We start from the raw sequence: 17,875 nt of genomic DNA on the forward strand, positions 1-17,875 counted from the left end.
TTCTTATTTTTTGTACAATATAAAAGTAGGAAAATAAAGGAAGAGGCGGATGAGAGAGATGAAAAAGTTATTAAAGATAGCGACATCATTAACTTTAATAGGGGGGATATTTGTTAGCGGTAATATTGTTTCAGCAAATACAGATGGAATTCAACAATCTCCACCTCCACCTGATATTATGCTAGAATTTGATGATTTAGCAAATGATCATTGGGCTTATAATGAAATTATGAATTTAGTATATCACCGTATTATGTATGGATATGGAAACGGTAAGTTTGGGGTAGAAGATAATATAACACGTGAACAAGCAGCAGCAGTACTACATCGCGCACTCAATTTAAAAAGAAGTCCATTTGAAGAGAATCCATATGGAGATATTAGTGGGAAATCAACAATGTTCCCTTACGAAATTTTACATTTAACAAGCCTTGGTATTTTTAAAGGAGACGAAAATGGGAATTTCCGTCCGAAAGCAACATTGACTCGTGCAGAATTAGCACAAATTTTAACGAAAGCATATACGTTAAAAGCAAAGCATCCGCATACATTTACAGATATACTAGAAAACTATTGGGCAAGAGATGCAATTAGTGCATTGCAGTCTAATAAAGTCGTAGTAGGAACCGGAGATGGTAAGTTCGAGCCTGAAATGCTCGTTACACGTGGGCAATTCGCTAAGTTTCTACAACAAGCAATTTATAATTCACCAGGGAAATGGGAATAAATAAGAGTATAAAAAAGTACAAGTAGATTATACTTGTACTTTTTTGTCTGAAAGGTGAAGTTTTTAGAAATAAAGGTTTTCTAAGTGAAAGAAAAACATACATTTACTGACATACCAGAAAACCATTGGGCTAAAGATGCGATAAGCACCTTACAATCTAATAAAGCTATAGTTGGAACGGGTAATGGTTTATTTGAACCAGAAAAACTTGTAACCCGTGAGCAGTATGCGAAGTTCTTAAATAATGCACTTCATAGATTCTACGCAAACGATTAATCTATGAAGCTCGAAAAAAGCGCAAATATGATATTTGCGCTTTTTTTGTCTATAAAGTGAAATTTTTATAAGTGAAGGACTTGATTAGTAGATAGTAGAATATTGTATATATAACATCTTTGCAAAAGCTTTTGTTTATCCTTTTTGAAAATCAAACAGAGAAACTAGAGCGCAAAGATAAGAATATTTCTTCAAATGATTTGCATGCAATTCAGAATACCAATTGGAATTGAGAGCGAATTGGCTCACCTAGTAATCTTCAAAATAATAGATGTTAAAAATGAAATATATTACATACGGTTTGCAAATGCAGCATATGTAATATGGGAAAAGAATTTAGTCTATTATTTTCCACTTTTAATAAAGTGGAAATGAAGGAGAGAGGACAATGAAGAAAAAAGTGTTCCGTATAATGGCGGCAGCGACTATTATGGGTGGATTATTGGTAAGCGCAAATGTTCCTAATATAAAAGCAGAAGAATATCCAGAAATGATTGTATTTGATGATGTTCCAGTAGACCATTGGGCATATGAATATATTATAGAAGTGGCGTATCATAAAGTTATGCTAGGTTATGGAAATGGAAAGTTTGGTGTAGGTGATAATGTAACCCGTGAACAAGTGGCGGCAATACTGTATCGCGCACTTAATATAAAACATGAAGGCCCATTAAAAAATCCTTATAAGGATATTTCTGAAAGATCAACAATGTTTCCAAATGAAATTTTAGCATTAACAGAGCGCGGTATTTTTAAAGGTGATGAGAAGGGGAACTTTAGACCTAGAGAAACAATAACACGTGCAGAGGTAGCGCAAGTTCTTACACAGACATATTCCTTTGAAGCGAAGCAACAGCATACATTTAAAGATGTACCAAATAATTACTGGGCAAAAAATGCAATTAGTGCTCTGCAAGCTAATAATGTCATAGTAGGAACAGGGAATGGAAAGTTTGAACCAAATAAAGTTGTAACACGTGAGCAATATGCAACATTTTTAAATAAAGCTATTATTAATTTTAATTTGAAAGATGAATAACATGAAACGGAAGTTTTTAAAAATATAGTACAAGAAAAACAAAATTATATTAATATATCATATTTCTTTAAAAAAAAGCGCGGAAATTACGCGCTTTTTTCTTATTTTAAATTGTTTATCTGTATGTTTATTCTACTGTTCATAGTTCGGTGGTTAGTATTTATGGAAAAAACAGGTTAATTATAGTTACTTTTTATGAGTGAAAAGTACGGTTTAGTAACTTTATTGTTAATTAAGTATAAAGATAAGTATGTGAAATACAGTTCACAAATTAGACAAATATTATATGGATAAGTGTATTGTTAGTTTTCCATAAATTCTTTATATTAGAAAAAAATATGTTTTTTTTAGGGAGAGAATACAGTGAAGAAAAAGATTTTAAAAGTAGCAACAGCTTTAACAATTATGGGTGGAATTGGATTAAGCGGACAAGGTACTACAGCAAATGCTGAAGTAGCTGTGAAACAACAACAAGCTACTCCTGTTACATTTAAAGATGTACCGAAAGGGCATTGGTCTTATGGAGCGATCCAAAATCTAGCAGATTGGGGAATTATTGCTGGTTACGGAGATGGAAGATTCGGTTTTGGTGATAATGTAACACGTGAGCAAGTAGCGGCGTTAATTTACCGTACAATTGATGGGGACCAATACTTTGATGAAGATCATGAGTTTGTAAGTACATATAAAGATATCGTTGATGATAACTCAACAATGTTCCCAATTGAAATTTTAGCATTAACAGAATTAGAAATCTTTAAAGGTGATGGTAGTGGAAACTTCAGACCAAAAGATACGTTAACACGTGCAGAAATGGCACAAATTTTAACGGAAACATTTGAGTTACAAGTGAAAAGTACACCAGGATTTAAAGATGTACCAGCAGGACATTGGGCAGCTAAAGCAATTAATGCAGTAGGTTCAAATGGCATTTCAGCAGGTGATGGTTCAGGTAACTTTGCACCAGGTATGAAAGTAACACGTGAACAATATGCACAGTTCCTATACAAAGCAATTTTAAATGATCAGCAACAATAATTTATCCCGCTATTTGAGGGCAGTAAGACTCCCACCTCAAAATTCGGCGAATGCGAGGGAGTTAGGTGGGAGATCAACTGCCCGTAAAAGCCCGATTGGTGAGAGCCAATAATCAGTGGGGGATGAACAACCCCCCCACTGATTATAGTTTCACTTTATAAAAAAGAGCCAGTGTTATATAACACTGGCTCTTTTTTTGCTTGGAATCATAATGGATAAGCACAGTTTTGTAAAAAAATCATTAAATTTTCAAAAAAAACTTCCTTTTCTGAAGATTTGTTATATAATATAAAACATAAAATCAAACCTGTTATAAGACAGTTTAAAAAGGGGATGCTAATATGTCGACGCAAACTTCACGGGTTACACTGGCCGGAGAAATGTTACCAGCGTACAACGAAATATTGACACCTGAGGCGCTTAGTTTTTTAAAGGAACTGCATGAAAATTTCAATGAACGCCGCACGGAACTTTTACAAAAGCGTGTGGAGAAACAAAAAAGAATTGATGCAGGGGAGTTTCCTACGTTTTTAGAAGAAACAAAGCATATACGTGAAGGGGATTGGACAATCGCCCAGCTTCCGAAAGATTTAGAGGATCGCCGCGTGGAGATTACTGGACCGGTGGATAGAAAGATGGTCATTAACGCTTTAAATTCAGGAGCACATCTTTTTATGGCAGACTTTGAAGATTCGAATGCACCAACTTGGAGAAATGCTGTCGAAGGTCAAATTAACTTACGAGATGCGAGTAAGGGAACGATCTCACATAAAAATGAAAACGGAAAAGAATATCGTTTAAATAGTAAAACAGCTGTATTAATTGTGCGTCCGAGAGGGTGGCATTTAGAAGAAAAACATATGCAAGTTGACGGCAAGAACATGTCTGGCAGTTTAGTAGATTTTGGTTTGTACTTTTTCCATAATGCGAAGACGCTTTTAGCAAAAGGAAGTGGCCCATACTTTTACTTACCGAAAATGGAAAGTTACTTAGAGGCAAGATTATGGAATGACGTTTTCGTATTCGCTCAAAAGTATATCGGTATTCCGAACGGAACGATTAAAGCGACTGTGTTAATAGAAACGATTCACGCTTCATTTGAAATGGATGAAATTTTGTATGAACTAAAAGATCATTCTGCTGGTTTAAACTGCGGACGATGGGATTATATATTTAGTTTCTTAAAGAGCTTCCGTAATCATAATGAATTTTTACTTCCGGATAGAGCGCAAGTCACGATGACAGCGCCGTTTATGCGCGCGTATTCTTTGAAAGTTATTCAAACGTGTCATCGTCGTAACGCGCCAGCAATCGGAGGGATGGCGGCGCAAATTCCAATTAAAAATGATCCAGAAGCAAATGAGGCAGCTTTCGAGAAAGTGCGTGCTGATAAGGAGCGCGAAGCTTTAGACGGTCATGATGGGACTTGGGTTGCCCACCCGGGACTTGTACCGGTTGCAATGGAAGTATTTAATCACATAATGAAAACGCCAAATCAAATTTTTAGAAAGCGTGAAGAAATACGTGTAACAGAAAAGGATTTATTAGAAGTACCGATGGGAACGATTACAGAAGGTGGTCTTCGCACGAATATTAACGTCGGTATTCAATATATTGCATCTTGGTTAAGCGGGCGGGGAGCAGCTCCAATTTATAACTTAATGGAAGATGCAGCAACAGCGGAAATATCAAGAGCACAAGTATGGCAGTGGATTCGTCATGAGGGTGGAAAGCTAAGTGATGGCCGTAATATCACTTTTAAATTAATGGAAGAATTGAAAGAAGAAGAACTAGCAAAAATAGAAAGAGAGATTGGTAAGGAAGCATTTAATAAGGGGAGATTTGAAGAAGCTACAAAACTGTTTACAAACCTTGTTCGTAATAACGAGTTCATGCCGTTTTTAACATTACCGGGTTATGAAATTTTATAAGAAACAAGAAAAGGGGATGGAACATATGAAAAACGAAAGAATTGATAAATTGCAGGAAAGCTGGGAATTAGATACGCGCTGGAAAGGGATAACACGTCCATATACAGCTGAAGATGTAATTCGTCTGCGCGGATCGATTGATATTGAACATACGTTAGCGCGCTGCGGTGCAGAGAAGCTTTGGAAATCACTTCATACAGAAGATTATATTAATGCACTTGGGGCATTAACAGGAAACCAAGCGATGCAACAAGTGAAGGCTGGATTAAAAGCAATTTATTTAAGCGGTTGGCAAGTAGCGGCAGATGCGAATCTTTCTGGACATATGTATCCTGACCAAAGCTTATACCCAGCGAACAGTGTGCCAGCTGTTGTAAAACGAATTAACCAAACACTTCAACGTGCTGATCAAATTCAGCATATGGAAGGTAGCGGTGATACGGATTATTTCGTTCCAATTGTGGCGGATGCTGAAGCTGGGTTTGGTGGACAGTTAAACGTATTTGAATTAATGAAAGGGATGATTGAAGCGGGTGCATCTGGCGTGCACTTTGAAGACCAATTATCTTCAGAGAAAAAATGCGGGCATTTAGGCGGAAAAGTATTATTACCGACGCAAACAGCGGTGCGTAATTTAATTTCGGCACGTCTTGCTGCGGATGTAATGGGTGTACCAACAATTATCGTCGCAAGAACAGATGCAGATGCGGCAGATTTAATTACGAGCGATATCGATCCAGTTGATCAAGAGTTTATTACAGGTGAAAGAACGCCAGAAGGGTTTTATCATACGAAAGCAGGTCTTGATCAAGCAATTGCACGTGGTTTAGCGTATGCGCCGTATGCAGATCTCGTTTGGTGTGAAACGTCGGAGCCAAATTTAGAAGATGCAAAACGCTTTGCGGACGCAATTCATAAGAAATATCCAGGGAAGCTACTTGCTTACAACTGTTCCCCTTCTTTTAACTGGAAACAAAAATTAGATGAAAAAACGATTGCAAGCTTCCAAAAAGAAATTGCATCGTACGGTTATAAATTCCAGTTCGTAACGCTTGCTGGATTCCATTCATTAAATTACGGCATGTTTGAATTAGCGCGTGGTTATAAAGAGCGCGGCATGGCAGCGTACTCTGAATTACAACAGGCAGAGTTCGCAGCAGAGAAATACGGTTACTCTGCAACGCGCCATCAACGCGAAGTAGGAACAGGATACTTTGATGAAGTAGCACAAGTGATTACAGGCGGTACTTCATCAACGACTGCTCTAAAAGGATCCACAGAAGAAGAACAGTTTACGAAATAAAGGTATAAGTAGGTGCCCCAAAAAATATTTTTGGGGCACTTTTCTTATTTATTATTACGTCGCTGACATTGTTAAACTTTGTCGGAAAGTTGATGTAATTTTATTTGTCGTCGTATTGTGGGACGTTCACTTCTATTTAAAATATCCAATCCAATATAGTGAATATACCAACGATAGCAGTAAAAAGAAGGAATGCGAATAATGATAGACAGCCCCATGTAAATAGTTTGTCTTTCCATGTTTCTTCATAATCATCAATTAGTTCCTCTATCACTTTTTTCTGCAATGGCTGTAAGGGACGTTCGGTGTGTAGTCCTGTAATAATGTTACGATCTCCTTTGAATTTTAAAGCACGTACAATATGATAAGAGTCGTTTCCCATCGATTTTTCAAATTGTAGACATGCCGCGTGCATAACATCTGTTTTCTCTTTTTCAAGATACCAATACCGTCCAGCCATTTCTGGGTATTGTAATGTAAAGTAAATGTCACCGAGTTTTTTCCTAAGTGCTAATTCATTCGGATAAGTAGTGATTAATCCGTGTAATCTATCTCTTGCTTTTCCAAGGTTGTTATTTTCAATATCTTTTTCAATTCTCTTTAATGTTTTTTTAGGGATTATTTCTGTCATACACGCCTCCTTATTAGAATAGGTGTGGTTATATTTTATAAGAAATACTAAAATTTAGAAATTTTATTTTTAAAAAGGATTGTACATTCTATTTTAAGTATGTTATGATAATACCAGTTGAATAATTAAATTAAGCAATCCATATATTATCAAATGCCGAAAACAAACGGGAAAAAGTATGTGAGAACTAGTTTATGTTTCGAATTTGATAATGTGTGGATTCTTTTTTTATACATGAAGACTAAATAAAATGTATTTTCGTAGGAGGAAATAATTATGACAGTTACAGGACAAGTAAAATGGTTTAACAACGAAAAAGGCTTCGGTTTCATCGAAGTTCCAGGCGAAAACGATGTATTCGTACATTTCTCTGCAATCGAAACTGATGGTTTCAAATCTTTAGAAGAAGGCCAAAAAGTTAGCTTCGAAATCGAAGATGGCAACCGTGGACCTCAAGCTAAAAACGTAATCAAACTATAATTTTATAGTTTATTATAGAAAAAAGGATGGCTTATGCCATCCTTTTTTTTGTTGTTGAGATATACGATATTTATATTAGTAATAAAGACAGCCTAAAAAGTACGATTGAAGAAATAAAGGCGTACTCGAAAACTTATGAAAATGATAAAGTGACGGTAATTGATTTGAGGAAGTCTCATTCTCGGTATTTAGATCAAGAACCATATATAATCATAGTACAGGTTGAAAGAGATACAGAGAATATTGGAAGAAAAAATAGTAGGTTTTTTTGAGGATGAAGAAGAATGAAGGAAATGGCAATCAGTATGTAAAAAGGGCTTTCCGTAAAGGAAGGCCTTTTAGTGTTCTTTCACAGCTTTTTTCTTTTCACGTTTCTTGCATTCTGGACATTTAGATTTACGAAAAGGCTTCGCGAAGAACAGTAAAATAAAAAATAAACCGAATATAATACTCGCTGAATTTTTTACGATAACAATGCTACTATTTTTCATTTGAATTGTTGGATGATCTTGCTTTTCTTCCATGAGAGACCTCCGTATATTTGATTTATATTTTAATTATAGCAAAATTAATTGCTGTAATTATATGAAAAGGGGAATGTGTTAAACATATTACAAATGATATAAATTCTTTTTTCGTATATAGAATCCTCTTTTTATACAGATTATTCTTTTGATATCCATACATTGTTATTAATAGATTTGTATTATATTTGATTTATTATAAGTATTTGTAAAGAATCGCAGAATGTAAACCATTTCCTTTTCGTAGGTGCTACTATAAAAGGGAAATGAAGAAGGGAAATTAAATAGCAATCGAAAATTAAAAAAAGAGAGGTGAAAAATCTGTTACTAACAAAAGAGCGAGTATAGATAAAAATATTCTTAGCGTGCAAAAACTACATACTCTAAGGATATACATTTGCCTATATTTGTAGTAACAGACAGTAGACTATGGAAAGTAAAGTAGAACGTTATGTCGAAAACTATGTTGTAAGCAAAAATACAATGGCCTTACTTCCTGTTGTTCTAGGAGAAAAGAAAGTTGTTACGCGAATTGTAGAAATGGAAGATTCTTTTTTCGTATTTCAAAAGCCTCTTGATATTATAGAGAGAAGTTGCCGGAAGCATGGTTCTAGTTTCTTTGGAAGAAAAGAAGGAACGAAGGAGTTAACTCGTATTACACATAAAGCTCCTATCGCAATTAGCCCGACAGATCAACTTTATTTTTTCCCTACGTATTCTTATTCTCGAAAAGAGTGTGCGTGGTTGTCTCATTTTCATATTGAAGATAATAAAGAATTAAAAGATGGAAATCTTATTATTAGATTTATAAATGGTTTCGCTGTGAAACTAGAAATGTCAAAAAGTAGCTTTGAAAATCAGCAAAATCGTACAGCGAAATTACGGACAGAGTATGAAGATCGTAAGAAAAAACAAGGAAATCCTTGCTTTAAAGAGATTGATAAAAATGAAGAATCTAAATTAACACCAGCATATGAGAAAGTGTATTTTGTGAAGGAAGGCGAAGTGTGAGAGGGAAAGGATGGGGAGACTCATCCTTTTTATTTGTCTGTTTTTGTCGGAAAGTCGATAAAAATCAAATTGTGGTCGATGTATTCAGAAAATCACCGCTGTAATTTCATTTACCGAAAAATCATCAAAAAATATTGTTCCTCAAACAACCAAACGTACAACAAACCTTGTCGAATATTGAAAGATTATCATAGCATAATAATGAAGGAATTCTAGCGAACGATATGGAAACTTTAATAAATACATCTCCATATGTCGTATCTACCATTTCCTCTTTCATTTAAGCAATGATACAGTAGAGGTAGTAATTAGAGTAAAGGGGTAAAGTGTAGAATGGATTTTCAAAAGATCAAAGAGTATTTTTCACCAGAAAATATGGATCATATTGTTGAAAGTTATCGTGCGTTCGGACCGCTTCTCGGTATTGGCTTACCGATGATTGAGGCGCTTATTCCGGCATTGCCACTCATTGTGTTTGTGTTGGCGAATGCTGTTGCATTTGGTTTTTGGTTCGGTTTTCTTTATTCATGGATTGGGTCAGTAATTGGTGCAATGCTTGTATTTTTCATTATTCGTAGCTTTGGAAGAAGTCGTTTCTTTTCTTTTGTAAATAAGCATGAGAGAGTGCGAAAAGCGATGGGATGGATTGAAAGAAAAGGGTTCGCGCCAATCTTTGTTATATTTTGTTTTCCGTTCACACCATCTGCGCTTATAAATGTTGTAGCTGGTTTGTCTCGCATTAGCGTAAAACAGTTTGGACTAGCATTAGCATTCGGAAAGCTTGTTATGATCTTTATTTTAACGTATATCGGTCATGATTTAGTGTCATTTATTCATAAGCCGGTGAAATCGGTTATTGTGGGCGTTGTTATTTTTATTTTATGGTATGTCGGTAAAAAAATTGAAGTAAAGTTAGAACTACATTAGGAAAAGTCTTCTTTGTAAAGATAAGCTTCATCATTAAAGGGCGAGGGGAGAAGCGAATGAAGAAAACTTTGAAAAAAGAAGGGCTAGAGTGGGTAAGAACAATTTTAATTGGTGTACTATTAGCTGTATTTTTTCGAACGTTTTTCTTTTCAACGTACGTTGTAGAGGGGAAGTCAATGATGCCGACATTGCAAGATGGAAATATGCTCGTTGTGAATAAGGTGAGTTATCAAGTAGGGGACTTGAATCGATTTGATGTCGTCGTTTTTCATGCGAATAAAAAAGAGGACTATGTAAAGCGAATTATCGGTTTACCTGGGGATCATATCGAATATAAGCATGATAAATTATATATAAACGGACAATTCGTGGATGAACCTTATTTAGAGACGTATAAGAAAGAGACAAATGGACGGCAATTAACAGGCGATTTTAAACTAGAAGAGTTAACGAAAGAAAAGTTTGTACCACCCGGTTCTATTTTTGTAGTTGGTGACAACCGCCTTGGTAGCTGGGATAGTAGGCACTTCGGTTTTGTGAAAGCTGATACAGTTGTCGGTAAAGTTGATTTACGATATTGGCCGATTCAAGAGGTACAAACGAATTTTTCAAAAGGCTGATATAATAAAATGAAGTATAAGGAAAAGACAAACGAGTATGTTTGTCTTTTTTATCGTCCTATAATACAATTGTGATAGCAAACTAACGTTCGTTATGTAAGTGAAAGGTGGGGTTTCATGTCACTTCGATTTGTGATTGGTAGAGCTGGAAGTGGAAAAAGTACACTTTGTTTACACGAAGTGCAAGAAGAGTTAAAACAGCGCCCAAGTGGGAAAACAATATTATATCTTGTGCCAGAACAGATGACATTCCAAACGCAGCAGGCGTTAATTGGGAGCGAAGATGTAAGAGGTTCTATTCGGGCACAAGTTTTTAGTTTTTCGCGATTAGCGTGGAAGGTGCTGCAAGAAGTTGGCGGAGCGAGTCGTCTTCATATTGATGAAGCGGGTGTACATATGTTGCTTCGTAAAATTGTAGAATCTCGTAAAGATGGACTATCTGTGTTTCAAAAAGCAGCGGAGCAAAACGGTTTCTTTGAACACCTTGGTAGTATGATTGCTGAGTTTAAACGTTACAATGTGACGCCGTCTAACGTATATGAAATGTGGCAACAATTAGACACGCATAGCAGTAGTGCAGAGCAAAAGCTACTAGCGAATAAAGTGTATGATTTACAGTTACTATATGATGATTTTGAACGTGCTTTAATCGGAAAGTATTTAGATTCAGAAGACTACTTACAATTATTAATTGAGAAGCTTTCAGACTCTGAGTATGTAAAAGGCGCGGAAATTTATATAGATGGATTCCATTCATTTTCTCCTCAAGAGCTAGAAATCGTTAGAGGGCTAATGAGATTAGGAACAAGAGTAACAATAACATTAACGATAGATGAAAAAACGTTAGCGCAGCCAGTGAATGAACTAGATTTATTTTATGAAACGACATTAACGTATGAAAAAATAAAACAAGTAGCGCGTGAAGAGAAAATAGAAATTGAAAAAACAATTCCACTTATGGAACAACCGCGTTTTCATTCTCCAGCATTAGCTCATTTAGAAACGCATTATGAAGCGCGTCCGAATGAAAAGTATCATGGTGAAGCGAGTGTAACAATTAGTACAGCAGCTAATTTACGAGCTGAAGTAGAAGGTGTAGCTCGTGAAATTAGAAGACTTGTGGCGGATGAAGACTATCGTTACCGAGATATCGCAGTCCTTCTTCGTAACGGAGAAAGTTATTACGACGTAATGCGAACGTTATTTACGGATTATAATATCCCGCATTTCATCGATGAAAAACGCCCAATGTCACATCATCCGCTAGTAGAATGTATTCGTTCTGCACTCGAGATTATTAGCGGGAATTGGCGTTATGATGCAGTATTCCGCTGCGTGAAAACAGAGCTTTTATATCCATTAGATGTAAGAAAAGAAGCGATGCGCGAAGAGATGGATGAGTTTGAAAACTACTGTTTAGCGTACGGTGTACAAGGGAAGAGATGGACTTCTGAAGATCCGTGGATGTATCGTCGTTATCGTTCTCTTGATGATGCGAGCGAAATGATAACAGACAGTGAGCGTGAAATGGAAGAGAAAATAAATCGACTTCGCGACGTTGTAAGAACGCCAGTTATTCGTATGCAAAAAAGACTGAAGCTTGCTGGAACAGTTATGCAAATGTGCGAAGCGGTATATTTATTTTTAGAGGAGCTTGACGTTCCGAAAAAACTAGAAGAATTACGTGTTCGTGCAGAAGAAAATGGAGATTTCTTATTTGCGACAGACCATGAGCAAGTATGGGAAGAAGTGATGAATCTTCTTGATACGTTCGTTGAGATGCTTGGCGAAGAGAAGATGTCCCTTTCAATGTTTACGGAGGTTATGTCGACAGGACTTGAGGCACTTCAATTTGCGAACATTCCGCCGTCACTAGATCAAGTGTTAGTTGCTAATATTGATCATTCTAGATTATCAGATATTAAAGCGACGTTCATTATTGGAGTAAATGAAGGAGTGATTCCAGCAGCGCCTATGGATGAAGGTATGCTTTCTGATGAGGAAAGAAATGTTCTCACCGCTGCAGGTATCGAATTAGCACCAACGACGAGACAAACTTTATTAGAAGAACAGTTCGTTATGTATCAAATGGTGACGAGAGCATCTGAGAAGTTATACATTTCCTGTCCGCTTGCGGATGAAGAAGGAAAGACGTTACTTGCTTCTAGTTTTATTAAAAAAATAAAAAGAATGTTCCCTGATGTGAAAGAATCGTTTATTACGAATGATGTAAATGACTTATCGCGTTCGGAACAAATCTCATATGTAGCAACGCCAGAAGTAACGTTGTCTTATGTCATGCAGCAACTGCAAACGTGGAAGCGATACGGATTTGAAGGCAATTTAGACTTTTGGTGGGACGTATATAACTTCTACGTTACTTCAGATGAATGGAAGCAAAAAAGTAGCCGTGTGTTATCAAGTTTATTCTACCGAAATCGTGCACAGAAACTAAGTACAGATGTAAGTAGGGATTTATATGGAGATACAATTAAGGGAAGCGTTTCTCGTATGGAACTATTTAATCGCTGTGCGTACGCTCATTTTGCTCAGCACGGTTTATCGCTAAGAGAGCGTGATATTTTCAAACTTGATGCGCCAGATATCGGTGAATTATTCCATGCAGCGCTGAAGAGAATTGCAGACAAGCTATTACGTGAAAATCGGACTTGGGCGGATTTATCAATAAAAGAGTGTGAACACCTTTCTGCTTTAGTAATAGAAGAAATTGCACCGTTATTACAAAGACAAATTTTATTAAGTTCGAACCGTCATTTCTATTTAAAGCAAAAACTACAACAAATCATTTTCCGTACGTCACTTATTCTTCGTGAACATGCGAAGTCGAGTGGATTTGTACCAGTTGATTTAGAAGTACCGTTCGGTATGGGCGGGACTGGATCTCTTCCGCCAATGGAATTTGCGTTGCCAAATGGTGTGAAGATGGAAGTAGTTGGCCGTATTGACCGTGTTGATAAGGCGGAAGATGAGAGTGGTACGTTCCTTCGTATTATTGATTATAAATCAAGTTCGAAAGCGTTAGATTTAACGGAAGTGTATTACGGACTCGCACTTCAAATGTTAACGTATTTAGATGTTGTTACTTCAAATGCACATACGTGGATGAAAAAGGGCAGTACTGCATCACCGGCGGGTGTATTGTATTTCCATATTCATAACCCGATTGTTGAGATGAAAGGCGATGCATCTGAAGAAGAAATTGAGAAAGAAATTTTAAAGAAATTTAAAATGAAAGGTCTCGTACTAGGAGATGCTGACGTTGTGCGTTTAATGGATAATAAACTTTCAACAGGAAGCTCTGATATTATTTCTGCTGGTCTGAAAAAAGATGGTAGTTTTAGTGCGCGTTCTAGCATTGCAAGTGAACAAGAGTTTAACGTACTTCAAAAATATGTACACCACTCGTTTGAAAATATCGGAAAAGACATTACAGAAGGTGTTATCGATATTGCTCCTTACAAAAAGGGGAATAAAGCGGCATGTACGTTCTGTAACTTCAAATCTGTTTGTCAATTTGATGAATCACTTGAAGATAACCAATTCCGTACGTTAAAAGATATGAAAGATAGCGAAGCGATGGAGAAAATTAGAGAGGAGGTTCGCGGAGAATGGTAGAAAATTGGCCTCAGAAACCAGAAGGTAGTCAATGGACAGATGACCAGTGGAAAGCGGTTGTAGCGAACGGACGTGATATTTTAGTCGCAGCGGCAGCTGGATCAGGGAAAACAGCGGTATTAGTTGAACGTATTATTAAAAAGATTATAAGTGAGGAAAATCCAGTCGATGTCGACCGCCTGCTCGTTGTAACATTTACGAATGCAGCGGCGCAAGAAATGAAAAATCGAATTGGGGAAGCGTTAGAAAAAGTATTAATTGATGGGCCAGGTTCACAGCATATAAGAAAGCAGCTTAGCTTATTAAATAAAGCTTCCATTTCTACAATTCATTCATTTTGTTTACAAGTTATTAGAGGATATTATTACATGCTTGATGTCGATCCTCGTTTTCGTATTGCGAACCAAACAGAAAATGAGTTATTAAAAGAAGAAGTGCTAGATGACATATTAGAAGAAGAATATGGAATCGAAGATAATAGTATTTTCTTTGAACTAGTTGATCGTTATACGAGTGACCGTAGTGACGATGACTTACAACGAATGATTTTAGCGCTTCATACAGAATCAAGAGCGCATCCAAACCCGGAGAAGTGGCTTGATAAATTAGTAGAAGCATACGACGTTGAAGGAAAGACGATTGAAGATTTAGTGTACGCTTCTTACTTATTAGAAGATGTAAAATTCCAGCTTGAAACAGCGGAAAAGCATATTCGTAAGGCGACTGAACTCGCAATGCTTCCTGATGGTCCAGCGCCTCGCGTTGAAACTTTACAAGCGGATTTAGCTTTACTTGGAACGTTATCCTCAGCAGCGCGTGGATCGTGGACAAGCGTTTATGAAGCGATGCAAAATGTATCGTGGCAAACGTTAAAGCGTATTAAAAAAAGTGATTACAACGAAGATGTTGTAAAACAAGTAGATTCTCTTCGTAATAAAGCGAAAGATGAAGTGAAGAAATTACAAGAAGAGCTATTTAGCCGCAGACCCGAAAGTTTCTTACGAGATTTTCAAGATATGCATCCTGTATTAGAAAAACTCGTGAAGCTTGTAAAAGTATTTACAGAGCGTTTCCAAGCGATTAAGCGAGATAAAGGAATGGTCGATTTCACAGATTTAGAGCATTTCTGTTTGCAAATTTTAAGCGAGCAAAGTGAAGGCGGTGAAATGAAGCCATCAGCAGTAGCGCTTCAATATCGTAATAAATTTGCTGAAGTACTAGTTGATGAATATCAAGATACGAACTTCGTACAGGAATCAATTATTAAATTCGTAACGAAAGATTCTGAGAGTGAAGGAAATTTGTTCATGGTTGGTGACGTAAAACAGTCAATCTATCGTTTCCGACTAGCAGAGCCTGGTTTATTTTTAGGAAAATATAAACGTTTCACACAAGAAGGATCGGGCGGCGGAATGAAGATTGACTTAGCGAAAAACTTCCGTAGCCGTCATGAAGTGCTAGCAGGTACGAACTTTATTTTCAAACAAATTATGGGCGAAGAAGTCGGCGAAATCGATTATGATGCTGACGCTGAATTAAAGCTAGGTGCTAGCTATCCAGAAGGTGAAGATGTAGCGGCAGAGCTATTATGTATTCAGCAAACTGAGGAAGAAGTGCAAGACGGTGAAGAAGGTGCCGAAGTAGAAAAAGCGCAGCTTGAAGCTCGTCTTATGGCGCAGCGTATTAAAGCAATGGTCGATTCAGGCTATGAAGTGTATGATCGAAAAACTGATAGTATGCGCCCAGTGCAATATCGTGATTTCGTTATTTTACTTCGCTCCATGCCATGGGCGCCGCAAATTATGGAAGAGTTAAAACTACAAGGAATTCCGGTATATGCTGACCTTGCGACTGGTTACTTTGAAGCGACAGAAGTAAATATTATGATGAACGTATTCCGCGTCATTGATAACCCGATGCAAGATATTCCGCTTGCAGCTGTACTTCGTTCACCGATCGTTGGACTAAATGACGAAGAACTTGCGACGCTTCGTGCTCATGGAAAGAAGGGCTCGTTTTATGAAGTGATGAGCTCATTCTTAAAGGGAGCGCCGCTTGAAGAAGAACAAGAACTGCATGATAAATTAGAGTGGTTTTATAACTTACTGCAAGGGTGGCGTGAATTTGCGCGTCAACAATCTCTTTCTGATTTAATTTGGAAAGTGTACGGTGAGACAGGCTATTACGACTTTGTCGGCGGTTTACCAGCCGGAAAGCAAAGGCAGGCAAACTTACGCGTACTATATGATCGCGCAAGACAATATGAAGCAACATCGTTTAGAGGATTATTCCGCTTCTTGCGCTTTATTGAGCGTATTTTAGAACGCGGAGATGATATGGGAACGGCGAGAGCCCTCGGAGAACAAGAAGATGTTGTTCGCATTATGACGATTCATAAAAGTAAAGGGCTAGAGTTTCCAGTCGTATTTGTAGCTGGACTTGGTCGCCGTTTTAATACACAAGATTTAATGAAGCGTTTCTTACTTCATAAAGATTTCGGTTTCGGTTCACAATTTATCGATCCTCGTAAACGAATTAAATATACGACATTATCGCAACTAGCGATTAAGCGTAAAATGAAGATGGAATTAATTGCGGAAGAAATGCGCGTACTATACGTAGCGTTAACACGTGCAAAAGAGAAGTTAATTTTAATTGGAACAGTTAAAGATGCAAATAAAGAAATGGAAAAATGGCTCGATGCAAGAGAGCATAGTGAATGGTTATTACCAGACCATATTCGTGCCGGAGCGTCTTGCTACTTAGACTGGATTGCACCTTCCTTATATAGACACCGTGATAGTGAAATGCTTCTTGAATTAGGACAAGGAAATATTCCAGGCGAAATTTATGAATATAGTGCTAGCTGGAAAGTAGAAGTTGTTGAAGGAAAAGATTTACTTGCACCAGAACCAGTTCAAGAAGAGAAACAAGAGTTATTAGAAGCGCTTCGTGATAAAAAAGCTGTTCCGTTAGAAAGTGAACGGAAAGAAGAAGTGTACGACAGATTGATGTGGGAATACGGGTATGCGGACGCGACATCTCACCGTGCGAAGCAGTCTGTTACAGAAATAAAGAGAAATTATCAATCTGAAGAAGGTAGCGATAACGCCTTTATTAAAAAACTTCGTGCACCAATTAAAACACGTCCGCGCTTTATGGAGAAAAAAGGGCTAACATACGCAGAGCGAGGAACAGCAGTCCATGCCGTTATGCAGCATGTAGATTTGAAGAAACCAATTACGATTGAAGTTCTTCAAGAACAAATTGCAAGAATGGTAAATGAAGAACTATTAACATTTGAACAAGCTGAAGAAATAGCGATTGAAAAGGTAATTTCATTCTTTGACAGTAACTTAGGTAAAAGGGTATTAGCAGCAAAAAGTGTTGAACGTGAAGTACCATTTACGATGATGCTTTCAGCAGAAGAAGCGTATCAAGATTGGCAAGGGAAGAAAGGCGAATCAATACTTGTCCAAGGGGTTATCGACTGCATGATCGAAGAGGAAGACGGAATTACTTTAATCGACTTTAAAACAGATACGATTGAAGGAAAGTTCCCAGGCGGATTTGATCAAGCGAAACCAATTTTAGAAGACCGATACAAAGTACAGCTTTCACTATATGCAAAAGCACTCGAGAAAAGCTTAAAACATCCTGTGAAAGAGAAATGTTTATATTTCTTTGATGGAAATCATGTTGTAAATATTGACGAATAGAGCTTAGAAAGAG

General features: G+C 37.1%; 14 protein-coding genes and 2 pseudogenes. 14 read left to right on the top strand and 2 right to left on the bottom strand.

What is annotated here, in order from left to right; all coding sequences use genetic code 11:
• Positions 1–49 precede the first annotated feature (49 nt).
• From NSS97_RS05980 to aceA, 6 genes are all read left to right on the top strand, one after another.
• Entirely contained in the window at positions 50–727 is a 678-nt protein-coding gene (locus NSS97_RS05980) for an S-layer homology domain-containing protein (RefSeq protein ID WP_002011235.1), read from the top strand.
• Positions 728–811: 84 nt separating this feature from the next.
• Positions 812–1,003 (top strand): S-layer homology domain-containing protein, encoded by a 192-nt coding sequence (locus NSS97_RS05985; RefSeq protein ID WP_131929235.1) that lies wholly within the window; start codon positions 812–814, stop codon positions 1,001–1,003.
• Positions 1,004–1,391: 388 nt separating this feature from the next.
• Positions 1,392–2,042: an S-layer homology domain-containing protein gene (locus NSS97_RS05990; protein WP_044444023.1), complete on the top strand. Its 651-nt coding sequence runs from the start codon at positions 1,392–1,394 to the stop codon at positions 2,040–2,042.
• Positions 2,043–2,405: 363 nt separating this feature from the next.
• Positions 2,406–3,080 carry an S-layer homology domain-containing protein gene (locus NSS97_RS05995; protein ID WP_107887036.1) on the top strand — a complete coding sequence of 225 codons (675 nt, stop codon included), beginning with the start codon at positions 2,406–2,408 and terminating at the stop codon, positions 3,078–3,080.
• Between the two features lie 341 nt (positions 3,081–3,421).
• Entirely contained in the window at positions 3,422–5,011 is a 1,590-nt protein-coding gene (gene aceB / locus NSS97_RS06000; protein ID WP_107887035.1) for a malate synthase A, read from the top strand.
• Positions 5,012–5,036: 25 nt separating this feature from the next.
• Positions 5,037–6,314: an isocitrate lyase gene (gene aceA / locus NSS97_RS06005; RefSeq protein WP_002125874.1), complete on the top strand. Its 1,278-nt coding sequence runs from the start codon at positions 5,037–5,039 to the stop codon at positions 6,312–6,314.
• Positions 6,315–6,450: 136 nt separating this feature from the next.
• On the opposite strand, the gene NSS97_RS06010 is transcribed toward aceA, so the two are convergent.
• Positions 6,451–6,945 carry a DUF6584 family protein gene (locus NSS97_RS06010; RefSeq protein WP_002011284.1) on the bottom strand — a complete coding sequence of 165 codons (495 nt, stop codon included), beginning with the start codon at positions 6,943–6,945 and terminating at the stop codon, positions 6,451–6,453.
• Positions 6,946–7,221: 276 nt separating this feature from the next.
• On the opposite strand from NSS97_RS06010, the gene cspA reads away from it, so the two are divergent.
• The gene (cspA, locus tag NSS97_RS06015; RefSeq protein ID WP_002011282.1) at positions 7,222–7,425 is read left to right on the top strand and encodes an RNA chaperone/antiterminator CspA; all 204 of its coding nucleotides are present in this window, start codon (positions 7,222–7,224) and stop codon (positions 7,423–7,425) included.
• Positions 7,426–7,451: 26 nt separating this feature from the next.
• Positions 7,452–7,713: pseudogene (locus NSS97_RS06020) on the top strand (hypothetical protein).
• A gap of 50 nt (positions 7,714–7,763) precedes the next feature.
• On the opposite strand, the gene NSS97_RS06025 reads toward NSS97_RS06020, so the two are convergent.
• Positions 7,764–7,949: a hypothetical protein gene (locus tag NSS97_RS06025; RefSeq protein ID WP_002011281.1), complete on the bottom strand. Its 186-nt coding sequence runs from the start codon at positions 7,947–7,949 to the stop codon at positions 7,764–7,766.
• Between the two features lie 302 nt (positions 7,950–8,251).
• Between NSS97_RS06025 and NSS97_RS06030 the strand changes: the two are divergent.
• From NSS97_RS06030 to addA, 6 genes and pseudogenes are all read left to right on the top strand, one after another.
• Positions 8,252–8,329: pseudogene (locus tag NSS97_RS06030) on the top strand (RNA-guided endonuclease TnpB family protein); the annotation flags it as partial.
• Between the two features lie 49 nt (positions 8,330–8,378).
• Positions 8,379–8,960, top strand: a complete 582-nt coding sequence (locus tag NSS97_RS06035; RefSeq protein ID WP_002011279.1) for a competence protein ComK — start codon at positions 8,379–8,381, stop codon at positions 8,958–8,960.
• A 333-nt stretch (positions 8,961–9,293) separates the two neighbouring features.
• Positions 9,294–9,887, top strand: coding sequence for a TVP38/TMEM64 family protein (locus NSS97_RS06040; protein ID WP_341111940.1), 594 nt, complete (start codon positions 9,294–9,296; stop codon positions 9,885–9,887).
• Between the two features lie 56 nt (positions 9,888–9,943).
• Positions 9,944–10,507 (top strand): signal peptidase I, encoded by a 564-nt coding sequence (gene lepB / locus NSS97_RS06045; protein WP_002011277.1) that lies wholly within the window; start codon positions 9,944–9,946, stop codon positions 10,505–10,507.
• A gap of 117 nt (positions 10,508–10,624) precedes the next feature.
• A complete protein-coding gene (addB, locus tag NSS97_RS06050; RefSeq protein ID WP_341111941.1) occupies positions 10,625–14,143 on the top strand; it encodes a helicase-exonuclease AddAB subunit AddB in 3,519 nt (1,172 codons plus the stop codon).
• Positions 14,137–17,862 (top strand): helicase-exonuclease AddAB subunit AddA, encoded by a 3,726-nt coding sequence (addA, locus tag NSS97_RS06055; RefSeq protein WP_107887032.1) that lies wholly within the window; start codon positions 14,137–14,139, stop codon positions 17,860–17,862. The genes addB and addA overlap by 7 nt, the downstream gene beginning before the upstream one ends.
• Positions 17,863–17,875: the final 13 nt, after the last annotated feature.

Source organism: Bacillus sp. FSL R12-0074, from assembly GCF_038005725.1.
GTDB lineage: Bacteria > Bacillota > Bacilli > Bacillales > Bacillaceae_G > Bacillus_A > Bacillus_A mycoides.